17 protein-coding genes are annotated in these 18,309 nt (G+C 59.5%); 9 read left to right on the plus strand and 8 right to left on the minus strand.

Features of this window, described 5'->3' with window-relative positions:
- Positions 1-58 precede the first annotated feature (58 nt).
- Positions 59-895: an IS21-like element helper ATPase IstB gene (gene istB, locus AC13CE_RS12845; protein ID WP_482972649.1), complete on the minus strand. Its 837-nt coding sequence runs from the start codon at positions 893-895 to the stop codon at positions 59-61.
- Entirely contained in the window at positions 892-2,406 is a 1,515-nt protein-coding gene (istA, locus tag AC13CE_RS12850; protein WP_482972686.1) for an IS21 family transposase, read from the minus strand. Before istA ends, istB begins: the two co-directional genes overlap by 4 nt.
- A 181-nt stretch (positions 2,407-2,587) precedes the next feature.
- Between istA and AC13CE_RS12855 the strand changes: the two genes are divergently transcribed.
- The 4 genes from AC13CE_RS12855 to AC13CE_RS12870 all read left to right on the plus strand — a co-directional run bounded on the left by AC13CE_RS12855 (position 2,588) and on the right by AC13CE_RS12870 (position 6,165).
- Positions 2,588-3,106: a ComF family protein gene (locus tag AC13CE_RS12855; RefSeq protein WP_482972650.1), complete on the plus strand. Its 519-nt coding sequence runs from the start codon at positions 2,588-2,590 to the stop codon at positions 3,104-3,106.
- A 343-nt stretch (positions 3,107-3,449) separates the two neighbouring features.
- Positions 3,450-3,824: a phosphoribosyl-AMP cyclohydrolase gene (gene hisI, locus AC13CE_RS12860; RefSeq protein WP_221538874.1), complete on the plus strand. Its 375-nt coding sequence runs from the start codon at positions 3,450-3,452 to the stop codon at positions 3,822-3,824.
- Positions 3,825-3,857: 33 nt separating this feature from the next.
- A complete protein-coding gene (locus AC13CE_RS12865; RefSeq protein ID WP_221538876.1) occupies positions 3,858-4,301 on the plus strand; it encodes a MerR family transcriptional regulator in 444 nt (147 codons plus the stop codon).
- Between the two features lie 58 nt (positions 4,302-4,359).
- Positions 4,360-6,165: an acyl-CoA dehydrogenase C-terminal domain-containing protein gene (locus AC13CE_RS12870; protein WP_221538878.1), complete on the plus strand. Its 1,806-nt coding sequence runs from the start codon at positions 4,360-4,362 to the stop codon at positions 6,163-6,165.
- 77 nt (positions 6,166-6,242) lie between these two features.
- On the opposite strand, the gene cysK is transcribed toward AC13CE_RS12870, so the two are convergent.
- The 4 genes from cysK to tyrS form a co-directional block, all read right to left on the minus strand.
- Positions 6,243-7,163: a cysteine synthase A gene (cysK, locus tag AC13CE_RS12875; RefSeq protein ID WP_482972651.1), complete on the minus strand. Its 921-nt coding sequence runs from the start codon at positions 7,161-7,163 to the stop codon at positions 6,243-6,245.
- Positions 7,160-8,467, minus strand: coding sequence for an MFS transporter (locus AC13CE_RS12880; protein ID WP_345719427.1), 1,308 nt, complete (start codon positions 8,465-8,467; stop codon positions 7,160-7,162). Before AC13CE_RS12880 ends, cysK begins: the two co-directional genes overlap by 4 nt.
- Before the next feature lie 74 nt (positions 8,468-8,541).
- Entirely contained in the window at positions 8,542-8,880 is a 339-nt protein-coding gene (locus AC13CE_RS12885) for a PilZ domain-containing protein (RefSeq protein WP_160727993.1), read from the minus strand.
- A gap of 111 nt (positions 8,881-8,991) precedes the next feature.
- On the minus strand, positions 8,992-10,221 hold the full coding sequence (gene tyrS, locus AC13CE_RS12890) for a tyrosine--tRNA ligase (RefSeq protein WP_221538882.1): 1,230 nt from the start codon (positions 10,219-10,221) through the stop codon (positions 8,992-8,994).
- A gap of 164 nt (positions 10,222-10,385) precedes the next feature.
- Between tyrS and AC13CE_RS12895 the strand changes: the two genes are divergently transcribed.
- Complete coding sequence (locus tag AC13CE_RS12895) at positions 10,386-10,796, plus strand: DOMON-like domain-containing protein (protein ID WP_345719428.1); 411 nt, start codon at positions 10,386-10,388, stop codon at positions 10,794-10,796.
- A complete protein-coding gene (locus AC13CE_RS12900; RefSeq protein WP_221538886.1) occupies positions 10,793-11,995 on the plus strand; it encodes an exo-beta-N-acetylmuramidase NamZ family protein in 1,203 nt (400 codons plus the stop codon). Before AC13CE_RS12895 ends, AC13CE_RS12900 begins: the two co-directional genes overlap by 4 nt.
- A gap of 29 nt (positions 11,996-12,024) precedes the next feature.
- Here AC13CE_RS12900 and AC13CE_RS12905 read toward each other — a convergent pair whose 3' ends face one another.
- Entirely contained in the window at positions 12,025-13,206 is a 1,182-nt protein-coding gene (locus AC13CE_RS12905; RefSeq protein WP_221538889.1) for a vWA domain-containing protein, read from the minus strand.
- A 142-nt stretch (positions 13,207-13,348) separates the two neighbouring features.
- Between AC13CE_RS12905 and AC13CE_RS12910 the strand changes: the two genes are divergently transcribed.
- Complete coding sequence (locus tag AC13CE_RS12910) at positions 13,349-14,749, plus strand: methyl-accepting chemotaxis protein (RefSeq protein WP_221538891.1); 1,401 nt, start codon at positions 13,349-13,351, stop codon at positions 14,747-14,749.
- A 93-nt stretch (positions 14,750-14,842) separates the two neighbouring features.
- Entirely contained in the window at positions 14,843-16,126 is a 1,284-nt protein-coding gene (locus tag AC13CE_RS12915; RefSeq protein WP_482972652.1) for a Y-family DNA polymerase, read from the plus strand.
- A gap of 6 nt (positions 16,127-16,132) precedes the next feature.
- Here the strand turns inward: AC13CE_RS12915 and AC13CE_RS12920 are convergent, their stop codons facing one another.
- A complete protein-coding gene (locus AC13CE_RS12920) occupies positions 16,133-16,987 on the minus strand; it encodes an AAA family ATPase (RefSeq protein ID WP_221538896.1) in 855 nt (284 codons plus the stop codon).
- 97 nt (positions 16,988-17,084) lie between these two features.
- On the opposite strand from AC13CE_RS12920, the gene AC13CE_RS12925 reads away from it, so the two are divergent.
- Positions 17,085-18,305 (plus strand): bifunctional alpha/beta hydrolase/OsmC family protein, encoded by a 1,221-nt coding sequence (locus tag AC13CE_RS12925; RefSeq protein WP_221538897.1) that lies wholly within the window; start codon positions 17,085-17,087, stop codon positions 18,303-18,305.
- The last annotated feature ends 4 nt before the right edge of the window (positions 18,306-18,309 follow it).

Below are 18,309 nucleotides of genomic sequence, written 5' to 3' on the forward strand. Positions count from 1 at the left end.
GAGAAGCGATGACCGCGACGCGGTATTGTTTGTCGTGTTTGATTGTCGCTGGCAAGCCTTATGTCGCGGGCTGATTGTCGCTGAGCGACACGACCGTGTTTTTCGGCGTGGCGGATTTCGCGGGTCTTCCCGGACCTTGCTGTTTTCGGTCGATGGCGGTTCGCCTGCGATAGCTTTCGACGTTCATTTCGAAGATCGTCGCATGATGCACGAGGCGATCCACCGCGGCGAGCGTCATGGCTGGATCGGGGAAGACCTTGTTCCAGTCGCCGAAGGGCTGGTTGGCGGTGATGAGCAGCGAACGCCGCTCATATCTGGCGCTGATCAGCTCGAACAGGACGGAGGTTTCGGCCTGGTCCTTGGCGACATAGGCAAGGTCGTCAAGTATAAGCAGATCGAACCTGTCGAGCCGGTTGATCGCATTTTCGAGCGCGAGTTCGCGCCGTGCGACCTGCAGTTTCTGGACAAGGTCCGACGTTCGGGCGAACAGCACCCGCCAGCCATTCTCGATCAGCGCGAGGCCGATCGCCGATGAGAGATGCGACTTTCCCCCACCGGGCGGTCCGAACAGGATCAGGTTGGCACCGTTGCCGAGCCAGCCATCGCCCGCGCAGATGGCCATGACCTGCGCCTTAGAGATCATCGGCACGGCATCGAAGTCGAACGTATCGAGTGTCTTGCCGGGAAGCAGCTTGGCTTCGGCGAGGTGACGTTCCCTGCGCCGCCGGTCGCGATCGGCGATCTCATGCTCGGCGATGGTGGCAAGGAAGCGTGCTGCCGGCCAACCTTCCTTGTCCGCGCGTTCGGCGAAGCTGGGCCACATCTGCTTGATCGTGGGAAGCCGCAGTTCGTTGAGCATAAGGGTGAGCCTGGTGGTGTCGATCGCCTGGGTCATGCTGTTTCCTCCACGCGCCGGTCGAGCAGCGCTTCGTAGAGGGCAAGCGGCACCGCATCGATCCGCACTTCGGGCAGCGTGGCCGGATCGGGTGCGAACCGGGCGCGAAGCTTCGCCATATCGGGCATACCGCCAGGCAAAGCGAGCAGGTCCTCCATTACGCCAGCCAGTTCGGCCTCGCAGGCCCTCTCATGCGCCAGGCTGAGCAGTTCGACCATGGTCCGGCACGCCATGCGATCGGCAAGCCGCTCGCGCAGCCGTTCGAACATCCTGGCATAGGCCTCGCGCGGGAACAGCTGGTCGCGGTAGACCAGGCCCAGCAGCGCCATGGGTTTTCGGCGGAGAGCGTGGATCACATGGCGGTAATCGACGACATGGCCATGCTTGCCGCTCGCTTCGGCGCGCCCGCGCGGCAGGGTAAACAGCGCGGTTCCGCCCAGGAAGAGATCGAGCCGGTCATCGTAGAGGCGTACACGCAACCGGTGACCGATCAGCCGCGAGGGAACGGTGTAGAAGACCTTGCGCAGGGTAAATCCACCCGAGGACGTCACCGCGACCAGCACTTCCTCGTAATCGGTCGTTCTCGTCGCCGGGAGCGGTTGCAGTGCCCCGCGCTCGGCATCGATGCGCTTGGCATTTCGGGCATTCTTGCGCGCGACGATCTCGTCGATGAAGCGCCGGTAGGCGGCAAGATCGGCAAAATCATTCGATCCACGCAACAGCAGCGCGTCGCGAACCGCGGCCTTCAGGTGACCATGCGAACTTTCGATCGCACCGTTCTCATGCGCCACTCCGCGATTGTTGCGGGTCGGCTCCATCCGGTAGTGCGCACACAGCGCATCGTAGCGCCGGGTGAGATCCTCCCTTGCATCGCGAGCGAAGTTGCGGAACGCGGCCGACAGGCTGTCGCTGCGATGCTCCCTTGGCGCTCCGCCCAGGGTCCACAGCGCATTTTGCAGGCCCTCGGCCAGCGCGACATGGCTTTCGCCGCCCAGGATCACATGGGCATGCTCGAAGCCCGAACAGGCAAGCCTGAAGTGATAGAGCAGGTGATCGAGCTTCTCGCCGACGATGGTTACGCCGAGTTCCCCCATGGCGGTAAAATCGGATAGACCGAGCCGGCCGGGTTCATGCACCTGGCGGAAGATCACATCGCGCTCGGGACCGTGCAGCGCCCGCCAGGAGCGGATACGCCGCTCCATCGTCCGTCGCACCCCATCAGGCAGCTCGGGATGACGGCGTTGCATCTCTTCGAACACCGCGACCGCGCGGATTCCAGGAGCCGCCTCGAGCAAAGGCACGATCTCGCTGTCGAAGATATCGGCCAGCGGATCGGGCCGCCGCCGGCCACGTACCGCCTTCTTCTGCGACGGCAGCCGGGTGTCGCTCTCGATCCGGTACGCCGTCGCCGTGCTGAACGCGCAGGCGGCCGCCGCCGTCACCGGCGGCAAGGTTCGTCTCAATGTCATGTAAAGCCTCATCTGATGATCGTTGACGTGTCTGCCCGGCACAAGACGGCTCTCCCGAAAAAGGAAAAGCCGTTCGCTACCAGACACATCGCGATCACCCATCACCTCTCCACCAAGCGAAAAAGGCCATTTGCGGTGTGGAGCCGAAAAACCTTCGGGCTACGCCCTACGGTCTCCCGGCTCCACACCGCATTCTCATCCTGATTGTCGCAAGATCCTCACCTTGTTTGTCGCGCAGCAAGCAGGCACACTCTACACCGATACCTCGCGCAAGCTGGTTCTGGCGCTCAAGCACGGCCGACGAATCGCGCTTGCTCCGCTGCTCGCCCGGTTGATCGCCGCCCGAATCGTGTCATGCGAAGAAGAGCGGCTTCTGATCCCGGTTCCATTGCATCGCTGGCGGTTGTGGCACCGTGGGTTCAACCAAGCGGCACTGCTAGCCCGCGAACTGGAGAAGTCAGGACACGGCCTCCTGACGGTCGACGGTCTTGTGCGGACAAAGCGCACCCCGAGTCTCGGCGGGATGGGTGCGAAAGCGCGGGCGAGAGCTCTGGCCGGTGCAATTGCAGTGCGCAGGCCCGATGCGGTCAAAGGGCGCCATATTCTCCTTGTGGATGATATTCTCACCAGCGGCGCCACCAGTACGGCGTGCGTCAAAGCGCTGAAGCGTGCAGGCGCGAAAAGCGTCGTCATAGCGTGCTTCGCGCGGGTTCTCGACGAGGCGCTCGATCATGCGCGATAAACGAAACGCCCGGAGTCCGAAGACCCCGGGCGCCACGTGACGAAATACACCGGACCCGTCTTGCGACTAAGTGCAGCCCCCCAGCATGCACCAGATCCTATCCCTCATCGTTACCGGATGCGCCGCGTGTAAACCCCCATGCGGCTGCGGATCCGGGACCCCCTGAACCTGGCGCTCTGCTGGCACCGATGCTCCGGCGGGCAAGCCTCACGTGCTTGCTGGGTGATACATCCTCTAAAATTTGCGTTCATCAAACAGCGATCTGCCGCTAGTGTCGATTTTGGACATCTCTTGTGGTGATCCTGCAACAACCTGTCGCATATATACAATTTCAGGAGCATTCGTGGCCCGAGATCAAAAAGAAATCGAACAAGGCACTACGTTTGTACCGAAATTCGATCCGCAGGGCCTGCTGAGCGCGGTCGTGCAGGACGTTACGACGGATCGAATCCTCATGATCGCCTACATGGACCGGGAAGCGCTCGATGCGACCATTTCCACAGGTGTGGTACACTTCCACTCCCGGTCGCGCGGGAGGCTGTGGAAGAAGGGGGAAAGCTCGGGCAACGTTCTGAATGTCGAGGAAGTACTGGTAGATTGTGACCAGGACGCGCTGGTCCTGCGTTGCCGCCCTGCGGGGCCGACTTGTCATACCGGCAAAGTCAGCTGCTTCTATCGCTTGCTGGAAGATGGCATTCTCCGGCCCGTCAATTCTTGACGCTTACGTAAACGTTGGGTTAGAGATGTCGACATGACCCAGCCGCTTTCCAATACCGATAACGAACGCCGCCATGCCGGTGCCCATCTCGACCGACCTGACAAGCTCGAGCGCGAGCAATTTTCGATTTCGGACCTGACCAGCGAATTCGATTGTACGGCCCGGGCCCTCAGGTTCTACGAAGACGAAGGCTTGATCGCACCATCACGGGTGGGGCTGACGCGAATTTATTCGAAGCGCGATCGTGCTCGGCTGGCATGGATCATGCGGGCCAAGAACGTGGGCTTTTCGCTCACCGAGATTCGTGAGATGATCGATCTTTACGATCTCGACGATGGCCGCGCCGAGCAGCGCCGCGTGACATTGGAAAAATGCCGCAAGCATGTCGCCAAACTGAAGGCGCAGCGTGCCGATATCGACAGCTCGATCAAGGAGCTCTCCGAATTCATAAAGCTGGTCGAAGACCAGCTCGACTGACCCCGCTTACTCCCCGGCGAGACGCCACCCGAACGACACTCTCTCCCAAGGACGAACAATGCCCACCTATACTGCACCCGCCCGCGATGCCCGTTTCATCATCAACGAATTGTTGGATCTGGCCAGCTATGGAAACCTGCCGGGATTCGAAATGGTCTCGGAAGATGTCGTGGAAGCCGTCATCAACGAAGGCGGCAAGTTTTGCGCCGAGGTGCTCGCACCGCTCAACCGCGTCGGTGACGAGCATGGCTGTGTCCGCAATGAAGACGGGTCGGTCACCACGCCTCCAGGTTTCAAGGAAGCATTCGACCAGTTTCGCGAAGCGGGTTGGGGTACGATCTCCGCTCCCGAAGAGTTCGGTGGACAGGGCATGCCGCATGTTCTGGGCTTTGTGATGGAAGAGTTCATCTCCAGCGCCAACCAGGCCTTCGGCATGTATCCGGGTCTCACCAATGGCGCGATTTCGGCACTTATCGCGAAGGGCTCGGACGAGCAAAAGACGATGTACCTTCCCAAGATGATCTCGAACGAGTGGACGGGTACGATGAACCTGACCGAGCCGCATTGCGGAACGGACCTTGGCATGATCCGTACAAAGGCAGAGCCACAGGGCGATGGCAGCTACTCGATCACAGGCACCAAGATCTTCATCTCGGCCGGTGAGCACGACATGAGCGAGAACATCATCCACCTCGTTCTCGCCAAGACCCCGGGCGCGCCCGACAGCACCAAGGGCATCTCGCTTTTCGTGGTGCCCAAGTTTCTCGTGAACGAGGACGGTTCGCTGGGCGAGCGTAACGGTGTGATGTGTGGCTCGATCGAAGAGAAGATGGGCATTCACGGCAATTCGACCTGCGTCCTCAATTATGACGGCGCAAAGGGCTGGCTAGTCGGTGAGGAGAACAAGGGGCTTGCCGCCATGTTCATTATGATGAACGCCGCGCGCCTCGGCGTCGGCATCCAGGGGCTGAGCCAGGCCGAAGTCGCCTATCAGAACGCAGTCGCTTATGCGCTCGACCGTCGGCAGGGCCGCGCGTTGACCGGTCCGGCCGAACCCGATCAACAGGCCGATCCGATTTTCGTCCACCCCGACGTCCGCCGCATGCTGATGGACGCGAAGGCTTTCACCGAAGGCATGCGCGCGCTCGCCCTGTGGGGCGGTTTGCTGGTCGATCTGATCCACAAGGCCGAAACCGAGGAAGAACGCGAAGAAGCCGACCTGCTACTCGGGCTGATGACTCCGGTGATCAAGGGTTACGGCACCGACAAGGGCTATGAAGTCGCCACCAACATGCAGCAGGTCTTCGGCGGCCATGGCTACATCGAGGAATGGGGCATGAGCCAGTTCGTCCGCGACGCGCGAATCGCCCAGATTTACGAAGGCACCAACGGCGTGCAGGCGATGGATCTTTGCGGTCGCAAGCTCGCCCAGAAGGGCGGGGCCGGGGTGCAGGCTTTCTTCAAGCACGTGGGCGAGGAAATCGCTGCGGCGAAGGAAGTCGACGAATTGAAGGACATGGCCGAACAGCTTGAGAAGGCCCTTGGGCAGCAGCAGGCAGCGACCATGTGGTTCATGCAGAATGCCATGCAGAACCCCAACCACCTTGGCGCAGGTGCGCACCATTATATGCACATTATGGGCATCGTGACCCTGGGCCTGATGTGGCTGAAAATGGCCAAGGTGGCGCAAGCGAAGCTCGGCAGCGCCGGCGATGACAAGGCGTTCTACGAGCAGAAGCTGGCCACTGCACGCTACTACATGGACCGTTATCTGCCCGACGCTGGTGCGCTGCGCCGCAAGCTGGAAGCCGGCAGCGACAGCCTGATGGCGCTGGGCGAGGATGCCTTCCAGACGGCCGCCTGATAGCGAGCTATGGCAAAAGAGAAGGGCGCCTTCCGCGAGGAGGGCGCCCTTTCTTTGCGTTGAAAGTCTGCCAAATCCTATTCGGTTGGCAGGAAGTCCGGCACCGATAGGTAACGCTCGCCTGTGTCGTAGTTGAAACCGAGGATACGGCTGCCTGCATCGAGTTCGGGTAGTTTCTTGGCGATCGCGGCAAGCGTGGCGCCGCTCGAGATGCCTACCAGCAAACCTTCCTCTGCGGCGCACCGGCGAGCCCACTGCTTGGCATCCTCCGGTTCGACCTGGATTGCCCCGTCGATTGCCGAGGTGTGCAGATTTTCCGGCACGAAGCCTGCACCGATACCCTGGATGGGATGGGGGCCCGGCTGACCGCCACTGATTACGGGCGAGGCGGTCGGTTCTACGGCATAGGCCTTCATGCCGGTCCAGGTTTCCTTCAGTACCTCGGCGCAGCCGGTGAGGTGGCCGCCGGTGCCGACGCCGGTAATCATTACGTCGATCGGCTCGTTAGCGAAATCCGAGAGGATCTCGCGTGCCGTGGTGCGCTTGTGCACCTCGAAGTTGGAAGGATTGTCGAACTGGCTCGGCATCCATGCACCCTCGGTCTGCTGGACCAGCTCGTGCGCACGTTCGATCGCACCTTTCATGCCGCCTTCCTTGGGTGTCAGGTCGAAGGTCGCGCCATATGCCAGCATGAGTCGTCGACGCTCGAGGCTCATGCTTTCAGGCATCACAAGGATAAGCTTGTAGCCCTTGACCGCGGCGGCCATGGCCAGACCGATGCCGGTATTGCCGCTGGTCGGCTCGATGATCGTTCCGCCCGGCTTGAGCTTGCCGTCCTTTTCCGCATCTTCGACCATTGCGAGGCCGATACGATCCTTGATCGAGCCGCCCGGATTGGCACGCTCGCTCTTCACCCAGACCTCGTGGTCGGGGAACAGGCGAGCGAGGCGAATGTGCGGCGTACCGCCAATGGTTTCTAGGACTGACTGGGCTTTCATGGGATCTGCTCCTGCAGCTTTTCTTCGGGTGTCTGTTCTTGCAATTCTTCAGGCGGGTCGAAGGTCCTCGTGGTGCGAAGAACGGGAAAAATCTTTGTCCAAGCCGCCACCGTGATGATCGCACCCGCCCCGCCGCTCACGACCGCGGCTACCGGGCCTATCGCATATGCCAGGCTGCCGGAAAAGAAGTCGCCGAATTCATTCGAGGCGCTGATGGTCAACAGGCTCACCGAAGATACCCGCCCTCGCTTTTCGTCTGGCGTGTGCAATTGGATCAGCGACTGGCGGATGTACACGCTGAACATGTCGGCCGCGCCGACGATGAAGAGCATGGCGAGGCTAAGCGGCATCGAGGTCGAAATGCCGAAAATGATCGTTGCCACACCGAAAATAGCGACGGCCCAGAGCATCTTGGGCCCGACCTGTGTCCTGAGCGGGCGGAAGCTGAACCATAGCGCCGTGAGCGCAGCTCCGACAGCGGGCGCCATTGCCAATTGCGCTAGCCCGGTTTCTCCGACTTGTAGAATATCGCGGGCATAAACGGGAAACAACGCCGTCGCGCCTGCGAGGAATACTGCGAAGAGGTCCAGTGTAATTGCACCTAGAACCATCTTGTTGCGCACGACATAGCGCAGCCCTTCGACCATCGCGTGGATCGGGCGCTGATTCTGCGGACGGGGCGGCTGCGGAACCTTGCCGATAAAGGAAAGCGCGGTGATCGAGACCAGAAACAACCCGCCGGCGACTATGTAGGGCAGGGAAGGAAAGACGGCATAAAAATAGCCGCCGACCGCGGGACCGACAATCATGCCGACCTGCCATGAAATGCTCGAAAGGGCGATGGCATTGGGAAGAATCGCCTTGGGAACGAGATTCGGAGCGAGCGCCGACAGCGCGGGACCTGCAAATGCGCGGGCTATGCCAAGCAGGATTGCGACGCCGAAAATCCAGGGCAGAGCAATGGCATCGGTCCATGTCAGCCACGCCAGAATTGCTGCGCAAAGCAGTTGCAGGAGGACGGTCAGTCGCCCGAGGTTTCGGCGGTCGAAATGATCCGCTGCCCAACCGGAAAAGGGCGTCAGCAGGAACAAGGGGACGAATTGCAGCAGGCCGATCAAGGCCAATTGGCCGGAGGCTTCACCAACGGACATCCCGCCGTCGCGCGCAATGTTATAGGTCTGCCATCCGATGATCAGCATCATCGCATATTGCGCCAGCGTCATCGACAGGCGTGAAAGCCAGTAGGCGCGAAAATTGGCTATGCGAAGCGGCGATGTGTTGGGGGAGGCGATGTCTAACGTCACCCCAGACGCATGGCAGGCGCCCTTTCGCTTGTGAAGAGACGCCTGCTTGCTCGATTAAAAAGAGATGTTGGCGTTCAGCGCAGCTTGCGCAGGCGCGGGTTCGGCTGCAGCGTGTCGATCATCGACAGGAAATCGTCGACACGGATGATGCGTTCGAACTGGAATCCGGCACGGTTGTCGCGGCACCAGATGCAATAGGCTTCGATGCGGCCGATGACCGGCAGGCGCACGACGACACGCTCGCCCCGATTGATGGCATCGGCATCGTCGATCATGAAACCGTTGGCGGAAATGTTCGCGATATGCATCCGCATGTCGCCCTTGCCGAAATGCTCGGCGATGACCGGGTGGTCGACCGGGTGCCGCGCCATCCGGCGCTGGTCGGTTACGCTGAGTTGTGCTCCGGCGCTCATGCGGTGTGACCCTTTTGATGTTCTCGTGACCCGCACCTTATCGCTCAAAATGCCGAAGAAATAGTAAACCGAAAGGGCGATTTTCTAAAGGATTTGGTACCCGCAGGGCTGCTACTGTCTGATAATCGCGTGTCTCTTCTTTCCCAGTGACAGCTTGGCCTCTTTGCCTGCTGCAATCTCGACAAGATGCCCCGGATCGGTCACTGCGACACCATCGATCTTCACGGCGCCTTCGGCCAGCTTGCGCTTGGCTTCCTTGCCAGAGGCAACGAAATTCAGCGCAGTAAGCACCGCACCGATCCGCATTCCTTCAGTGCCGACAGTGATCGAAGGAAGGTCTTCGCCTGTTCCGCCGCCGGCGAAGGTCTCTGCTGCGGTTTTCTCTGCCGATACCGCTGCGTCCCGTCCGCGGACCAGTGCCGTGACTTCATTGGCGAGAACCGTCTTCGCCTCGTTGATTTCGGCTCCTTCGAGAGCTTCGAGTTGGGAAATCTCGTCAAGTGACAAGTCCGTAAACAGGCGCAGGAAACGGCCCACATCCCGGTCGTCCACATTGCGCCAGTATTGCCAGAAATCGTAGTTGGGGAGTTGGGCTTCGTTCAACCAGACCGCACCGGCAGCGGTCTTGCCCATCTTTGCTCCGTCCGCAGTGGTCAACAGCGGCGTGGTGAGGCCGAAAAGTTCGCTGCCGTCCATCCGGCGCGCCAGTTCCATACCGTTGACAATGTTGCCCCACTGATCGCTTCCGCCCATTTGCAGGCGGCAGTCATAACGCTGTGCGAGTTCTCGGTAGTCGTAGGCCTGGAGGATCATGTAGTTGAATTCGAGAAAGGTCAGCGGCTGCTCCCGATCGAGCCGTAACTTGACCGAATCGAATGTAAGCATGCGATTGATAGTGAAATGCGGTCCGACGCTCCGAAGAAGTTCGATGTAGCCGAGCTTGCTGAGCCACTCGTCGTTGTCGACCATAATTGCATCGGTCGGACCGTCGCCAAAGGTAAGCAGGCGTTCGAACACCTGCCGGATTCCGGCAACATTTTCAGCGATGATCTCGTCGGTCATCAGGCGCCGGCTTTCGTCGCGTCCGCTAGGATCACCGATCTTGCCCGTTCCACCGCCCATAACGACAATGGGCTTATGCCCGGCCTGCTGGAGCCTGCGCAGCATCATGATCTGCACGAGACTGCCGATGTGAAGCGACGGTGCGGTGGGATCGAATCCGATATACCCAGGAACGATCTGCCGTGCGGCAAGGGCGTCCAATCCCTCCGCATCGGTAATCTGGTGGATATAGCCGCGCTCTTCGAGCAGACGCAGGAGATCGGATTGGTAGGTGCTCATGATGGAGCGCCCGCTAGCATGGGGATTTGGCTTTGCAAACGCATGAACTCATCGCTCACGGGGCCTACCCGCCACTGGAGGTATCTGCCGTATCCGCGCGGGTCGTCTCGCTAGATGGCAACTGGTTGCGACTACGCTGGAGAATCGAGGGTTCAGGCAAGCTGATGGTGCCTCCCTTCGCGGGGAAGGGACGAGCTGACGAATTGTGGCGTACAACCTGCTTCGAACTGTTCCTGAAACCCGATGGCGGGGATGCCTATTGCGAGTTCAACCTTTCCCCATCTGAGCGTTGGGCGGCTTATGACTTCTCCTCGCCCAGGGAAGGCATGAAGGACAGGTCTTCTCCACGCGAACCGGAGTGTACCATGCGGCAGGGCAGCAGCTTTGCAATCTTCGACGCGGCGATACCTGCGGGCGCTCTGCCCGCAGGCGATTGTTTTGCCGGAATAACTTGCGTGCTGGAAGAAGAAGGCGGGATCAAGAGCTTCTGGGCGCTCGCACATTCACAGGACGAACCGGACTTCCATGATCACGCTTGCTTCACCGCTCGCCTTGTTGCACCCACGCCCGCATGAAATTCGGGATCGATCGCCTCATCACTGAAGACGAATTGCGTGCGCCCCTTGAAGGCAAACGCGTTTCGCTTGTCGCCCATCCAGCCTCGGTCACTGCTCAGCTCGAGCATTCGCTCGATGCGCTAATAGGCCGCGGGATCAACGTGACCTCTGCTTTCGGTCCGCAGCACGGCCTGAAGGGCGACAAGCAGGACAACATGGTCGAGACTGCGGATGAGACCGATCCGCGATATGGCATTCCCATCTTCAGCCTTTACGGCGAAGTGCGCCGGCCGACTGGCCAGATGATGTCGACCGCCGATGTCTTCCTTTTCGACCTTCAGGATCTTGGCTGTCGGATCTATACCTTTGTCACAACGCTGCTCTATCTGCTTGAGGAAGCTGCGAAAACGGGCAAGTCGGTCTGGGTGTTGGATAGGCCCAACCCGGCGGGAGGCCCCGTCGAAGGCACACTGCTTCTCCCCGGACAGGAAAGCTTCGTTGGCGCTGCGTCCATGACGATGCGCCACGGCATGACGATGGGAGAGATGGGCCACTGGTTCGTCGAGCATTTCAAGCTCGATGTCGATTACCGCGTCATAGAGATGGAAGGCTGGAAACCGGGCAAGGCGCCCGGCTTTGGCTGGCCCGACAACCGCGTGTGGATCAATCCGAGTCCCAACGCAGCAAATCTGAACATGGCTCGAGCCTATGCCGGTACGGTCATGCTCGAAGGCACGACGCTGAGCGAGGGCAGGGGGACGACCCGGCCACTCGAAGTGCTTTTCGGTGCGCCCGATATCGATGCCCATGCCGTGCTGGAGGAGATGAAGCGCGTTTCGCCCATGTGGCTGCGTGGATGCCGCCTACGCGAATGCTGGTTCGAACCGACCTTCCACAAGCACGCAGGCAACCTATGCAATGGCTTGATGATACACGCTGAAGCGCCGTTTTACGATCATCACGAATTCAAGCCTTGGCGCTTGCAGGCGCTGGCCTTCAAGGCGATCCGCACCCTATATCCGGATTACGAACTCTGGCGCGATTTCCCTTACGAGTACGAGTTTGATCGCCTTGCCATCGATGTGATCAACGGCGGTCCAGTCTTGCGCGAATGGGTCGACGATACCGAGGCCGAACCGGGCGATCTTGAAGAGATTGCCGGAACCGATGAGGAAAGCTGGCGCGAAACAATCGCGCCGCATCTGATCTACAGTTGACCCCCTATCGAGTGGGATCCGACTGCCTCTCAGCCTTGTTTTCGGCTGAGTTCGCGCATCGCATCGTCCAATCCGTCTAGTGTGAGGGGATACATCCGATCGTTGACGAGGTGCTTCATCACCTTGGTCGATTGCGAATAACCCCACTGTTTTTCCGGCACGGGATTGAGCCATACAGTTGCCGGATAGGTGTTTGTCACCCGCTGCATCCAGGCGGCGCCGGCTTCTTCGTTCATGTGTTCGACGCTGCCACCGGGATGGGTAATCTCGTAGGGGCTCATCGCGGCATCGCCGACGAAGACGACCTTGTAGTCGTGTCCGTACTTGTGGAGTATATCCCAGGTCTTGGTACGTTCTTGCCACCTGCGTCGGTTGTCCTTCCAGACGCCTTCGTAAAGGCAATTGTGGAAGTAGAAGAATTCGAGGTTCTTGAACTCGCTCGTAGCGGCGCTGAAAAGCTCCTCGGTAATCTTGACGAAAGGATCCATCGATCCTCCGACATCGAGGAAAAGCAGGAGCTTCACCGCATTATGCCGTTCTGGCCGCATGCGGATGTCGAGCCATCCCTGCTTGGCCGTGCCCTCGATCGTCGCATCGAGATCCAACTCGTCCGCCGCACCTTCGCGGGCGAAGCGGCGTAGGCGGCGCAGCGCCATCTTGATATTGCGCGTGCCCAGTTCCTTGGTGTTGTCGAGGTTTTTGAACTCTCGCTTGTCCCACACTTTGATCGCGCGCTTGTGCTTGCTTTCGCCCCCGATACGCACACCCTCGGGGTTATAGCCCGAATTGCCGAAGGGTGAGGTGCCTCCGGTGCCGATCCACTTATTGCCGCCCTGGTGACGCTCGTGTTGTTCTTCCAGCCGCTTCTTAAGCGTCTCCATGATTTCGTCCCAGTCTCCCAGGCTCTTGATCTTTTCCATCTCCTCTTCGGAAAGGAATTTCTCGGCGACTGCCTTCAGCCAGTCTTCCGGAATATCCACCGGATTCTGGCCGTAATCGGTCATGATTCCCTTGAAGACCTTGGAGAAAACCTGGTCGAACCGGTCGAGAAGGCCTTCATCCTTCACGAACGTCGCGCGGCTCAGATAATAGAAGCTTTCCGGGGATTGCCCGATCACTTCCCTGTCGAGCGCCTCGAGCAGGGTAAGGTGCTCCTTGAAACTCGCGGGAATGCCTGCTGCGCGCAGCTCGTCGACGAAATTGAAGAACATCGTTCTTTCCTAACCCGCACATCGCCGACGCGCCAGCCCCCGCCAGCCACCAATTCTTCGAATGTGCAGTTAGACTTAACGCTCCCCTAACCATTCGCCCCTAGAGTGCAGGGCGAACATTCCAAAACAGGGGTCACGACAGATGGAAGTGAGCGCAATCGATGCACGGGGAGCATCGGCCCTCGACCGCATTCCGGAAGCCTGCGGCAAGGTCACAGTCGGGTGCTCCGATGTCGCCGGTATCGTCCAGGCGGTTCTCGACAGTTCGGGTGTCCTGCGGGCAGAGCACATCGAGCTTCAGGGAACGGTCAAGGAGCTCGAAGCCGATCAGCGCAAGGTTTCCGAGGCCAGCGACGAGGCGCGACTGCTTTCGGCGCGGGCGATCGAGCGGCTCAACATGGGCACCAGTCAGATCCAGTCCTCGCTTCAGCAAATTACCAATCTGCTCGATCTCGTGGAAACGCTTGCCACCCATGTCACCGGTTTCGCTGCTGCGATGGATCAGGTGAAGCGATGCTCGCAGGATATCGAGCAGATCGCGGAGACGACCAACATCCTCGCGCTCAACGCCACTATCGAGGCTATGCGTGCGGGTGATGCGGGGCGTACCTTTGCGGTAGTTGCCAATGAGGTGAAGACCCTCGCCGGCGAGACACGCAAGGCGACCGACGAGATCAGCGACGTCATCGAAACGCTGGGAAGCGAAGCGGCAACCGTCATCGAAAGGATCGAAGCGGGTGCCAAGGCATCCAATGAAGCGAAGACTTCGGTTGCCAGCATCGACGCAACTATTTCTGGCGTTAGCCAGTTGGTCGAGGAAGTCGACCAGCAGAACGACCAGATTACTCGCGCCACCGGTATGATGACCGAACACGTCGACCGGGTATCCAGTGTGATCGATAGCTTCGACCGGGCTGCCAATGAAAACGAGCACCGGCTTGAAACCGCGCACGAGCGGATCGAGGAGCTCGAACTGACCGCCAGCGAAATGTTCGACCAGATCGTGAAGGCCGGCCTATCTCCGCAGGACAGTCAGATGGTTGAAAAAGCGCAGCACTTCGCTGCCGAAGTCATCGCGACCGCGGAAAAAGCCATTAACAGCGGCTCGCTGAGCATGGACCAGTTGTTCGACGACAACTACCGGCTCCTCGAAGGCACCAACCCGAAGCAGTATCGCACGGCGCTGAGCGATTGGGCCGATGCCCACTGGCGCCCGATCAACGACCGGGTCGTAGGCGAGGGTGGTCCGATCATGATGTGTTCGCAGGCCGACATGAAAGGCTTCCTGCCCACGCACATCACCGACCGGTGTCGCAAGCCGACCGGCGATCTGACACATGATACCACCTACTGCCGCAACGGGCGGATCATGCTCTACGCGATCGACAAGAAAGCGAAGCAGCAGAACGATGCCTATATGATGGCCGTCTATCGCCAGGAAGGCGACGGGAAGAATTATGTCGTCGTTCGCAACGTCTATGTGCCAATCGTAATCAACGGTCGCCGCTGGGGTGATTTCGAACTGGCGTATAGCTTCCGTTGATCAGAGCGGTGCTTTTCGAAATGAGCTGACAGCGCAACTTGTTCTCAATATGTTCTCATCGCGAGCGATTCGCGAAGGAGGACGATTGCGACAATGTTTGCCCGTACCGGGCCGCACGAATTGCGGTACCTGTTCATCGACTTCAATGCCTATTTTGCGAGTGTCGAACAGCATGACGAGCCTGCGTTGCGCGGCAGACCAGTCATCGTCACGCCGCTGAAGTCCGAGTATAGCGGTGCAATTGCGGCCAGTTACGAAGCCAAGGCATTGGGTATTTCCCGCGGCACTTCGGTGGCCGAGGCACGCCGTCTCTGTCCAGACATAGCCGTGCGTCCGGCACGCCATGATCGCTATGTCGCGATCCACAAAGAGCTGATGGTGGAAATCGAACGGCACATCCCGGTCGTACAAGTTTGCTCGATCGACGAATGCTTGTGCGAGCTGGACCGGACCGAGACGACGAGACTTGCTGCAGAGGCAAAGGCACGGGATATCAAGCGCGGGATCGCGCGCAATATCGGTCCGATGCTGAAGGCTTCCATCGGCCTGTCGACAAGCCCGCTCCTTGCCAAGCTCGCCAGCGAACTGGTCAAGCCGGATGGGCTGACACTGATCGACAATTCCATGCTGCCCGACGCGCTGGTGGATTTACCGCTGCGTGCCATTCCCGGTATCGGGGAAGGCGTCGAGACACGTCTCGCCCGAGCGGGAGTGAACGATTTCACGGGTCTGTGGAAGCTTCAGCCAAAACAGGCGCGCGCGCTATGGGGTTCGGTCGAAGGAGAGCGCTTTTATTACGGCCTGCATGGATACGACATTCGACGCGAGACGCCTGCCGCAAAACGGATGATCGGTCATAGTCGCGTCCTTTCGGGCGAATACCGACGGTCCGACGGTGCGCGGATCGTCGCCCGCGCGCTGATCCTCAAGGCGGCGAGCAGGTTGCGATATTACGACCTCCACGCAGGCGCCATGCATTTCACCGCCAAGCTCGCAAGCGGGATCGCGCTTGGCCATGAGGCTGTTTTCCGTCCAACGCAGAATAGCTGGCGTTTTCTGCGCGAACTTGACGCATTCTGGCCGCAAATAATGGATGTTGTGCGCAGTAGCGATGGCGCGAACGCGGAGCTCAAGCTGGTATCATGCTATCTTCACGATTTACGCGCGGAACCGCCGCCGCTCGACCTGTTTGTCTCGCGCGAAGAAGATGCCCGCGATGCCCGCCAGGCTGCGCTATGGTGCTGCATCGACGACCTCAACCGCCGCTATCGCAAACAAGCCGTGGTCCTGAGTTCACAATATGGACTCGATCTCAACTATCTCGGCGTGAAAATTGCCTTCAGCCGCGTGCCTGAGGCGGCGGAGTTTGAATGTTGATCGGCCTCAGGTCTGACGCCGGGCCATGAAGGCAAGCCGCTCGAACATCATCACGTCCTGCTCGTTCTTCAGCAATGCACCATGGAGTGGCGGGATGGCGCTGTTCGGATTGCTGTCCTGCAAGACTTCCAGCGGCATGTCCTCGTTCAGCAGTAGCTTGAGCCAGTCGAGTAGTTCACTGGTCGAAGGCTTTTTCTTGAGGCCGGGTACGTCGCGAAGTTCGTAGAAGATTTCCATCGCCTTGCTGACGAGGTTCTTCTGGATACCGGGGAAGTGGACCTCGATGATGTCACGCATCGTCTCGCGGTCTGGGAATTTGATGTAGTGGAAGAAACAGCGGCGCAGGAAAGCGTCGGGCAGCTCTTTCTCGTTGTTCGAGGTGATGACCACGATAGGCCGTTCTTTCGCCTCGATCCGCGTATGCGTCTCGTAGACATCGAAACTCATGCGGTCGAGCTCCTGCAGGAGGTCGTTAGGAAACTCGATGTCGGCCTTGTCGATCTCGTCGATCAATAGGACTGGCAGCTCGGGTGAAGTAAAGGCCTCCCACAGCTTGCCTTTCTTGATGTAATTCGAAATGTCGTGAACACGCTCGTCACCAAGCTGGCCGTCGCGCAAGCGAGCTACCGCGTCATATTCATAGAGGCCTTGCTGCGCCTTTGTCGTCGATTTGACGTTCCATTCGATCAGCGGAGCATCTAACGCTTTCGAAATTTCATGAGCCAGTACGGTCTTGCCCGTCCCCGGCTCCCCTTTGACCAATAGCGGACGACGAAGCGTAACGGCTGCATTGACGGCGACTTTCAGGTCTTCGGTGGCGATATAGGACTGCGTACCTTCGAAGCGGGTCGTTTCGGACATCGGTTTTCCCTTGCAACTTTACGGATGCGTTAGGGCGCTGGCACTTCAAGGGCAAGGGGGCGTTGTAGTGACAAGGCCAAGGAACGACGGAGGGATCATGCCGACGGAAAATATCACGATTACCACGGATGCGGGACACGACCTGACCGGTTCGCTTGAGCTTCCTACCGGACTGGTGCGAGGGGCTGCCCTTTTCGCCCATTGCTTCACCTGCACGAAGAACAGCAAAGCGGCAGTTGCCGTGGCAAGAGAGCTGGCTGGCCAGGGCATCGCCTGCTTGCGCTTCGACTTCACGGGGCTTGGAGGGAGTGGCGGCGATTTCGGAAGAGCGGGCTTTGCCGTCGACGTGTCAGATCTGGTGGCAGCCGCCCAGGAACTGATCGACAGATTCCCTCAGCCAATCCTGCTTGTGGGACACAGCCTCGGCGGTGCGGCAGTCCTTGCTGCTGCGGACGAACTCGGCTTCGACAAGGTCGCGGCGATTGCAACCATTGGGGCACCATCGGATGTGCCTCATGTCCTATCGAATATCGATGGTGATCTCGAAAGGATACGCGACAAGGGTGAGGGCGTGGTGAAAATTGGCGGCCGCGAATTTACTTTGGGCCGCGAGTTTATTGAAAAGGTCGAAAATACGGACCTGCTGGCCGAAGTCGGTCGCTTACGGAAGCCGCTCCTGTTTCTCCATTCCCCGACAGACGACATCGTCGGTATCGAACACGCTAGTGCACTGTTCCAGGCGGCCCGGCATCCGAAGAGCTTCATCAGCCTGGAAGGCGCAGACCATCTCCTCTTGAAAGAGCAAGACGCGAAATTCGCCGCGAGCGTCATCGCTGGCTGGGCCGGGCGCTATCTACCGCTTCGCGAGGACTGGCCGATGCCTGACAAAGGCGTGGTGACCTGTATGGGTCATGGCAAATTCGGCACGGAAATCCACACGACCAGCCACCGGTTCATCGCCGACGAGCCGAAATCCTACGGTGGCGACGATACCGGCCCCACGCCATACGATCTGTTGCTAGGCGCCTTGGGCGCGTGCACCTCGATGACCCTGGGGATGTACGCCGAGCGCAAGAAATGGCCGCTCGAGGGCGTTAAAATCAATCTGGTTCACTCGAGCAATCATGCCAAGGATTGCGAAGAATGCTTGGCGGAAGAAGAGGGAATGCCGCATCAGCTCATTACCCGTGAAATCGTTCTCAGCGGGAATGATCTCTCCGAGGAGCAGCGGACACGTTTACTCGAAATTGCCGACAAATGCCCGGTTCACAAGACCCTGGAAGGTAGGATTTACGTAAAGACGCGGCTTGCCGAATAACTAA

Source organism: Qipengyuania sp. B-5, from assembly GCF_056857815.1.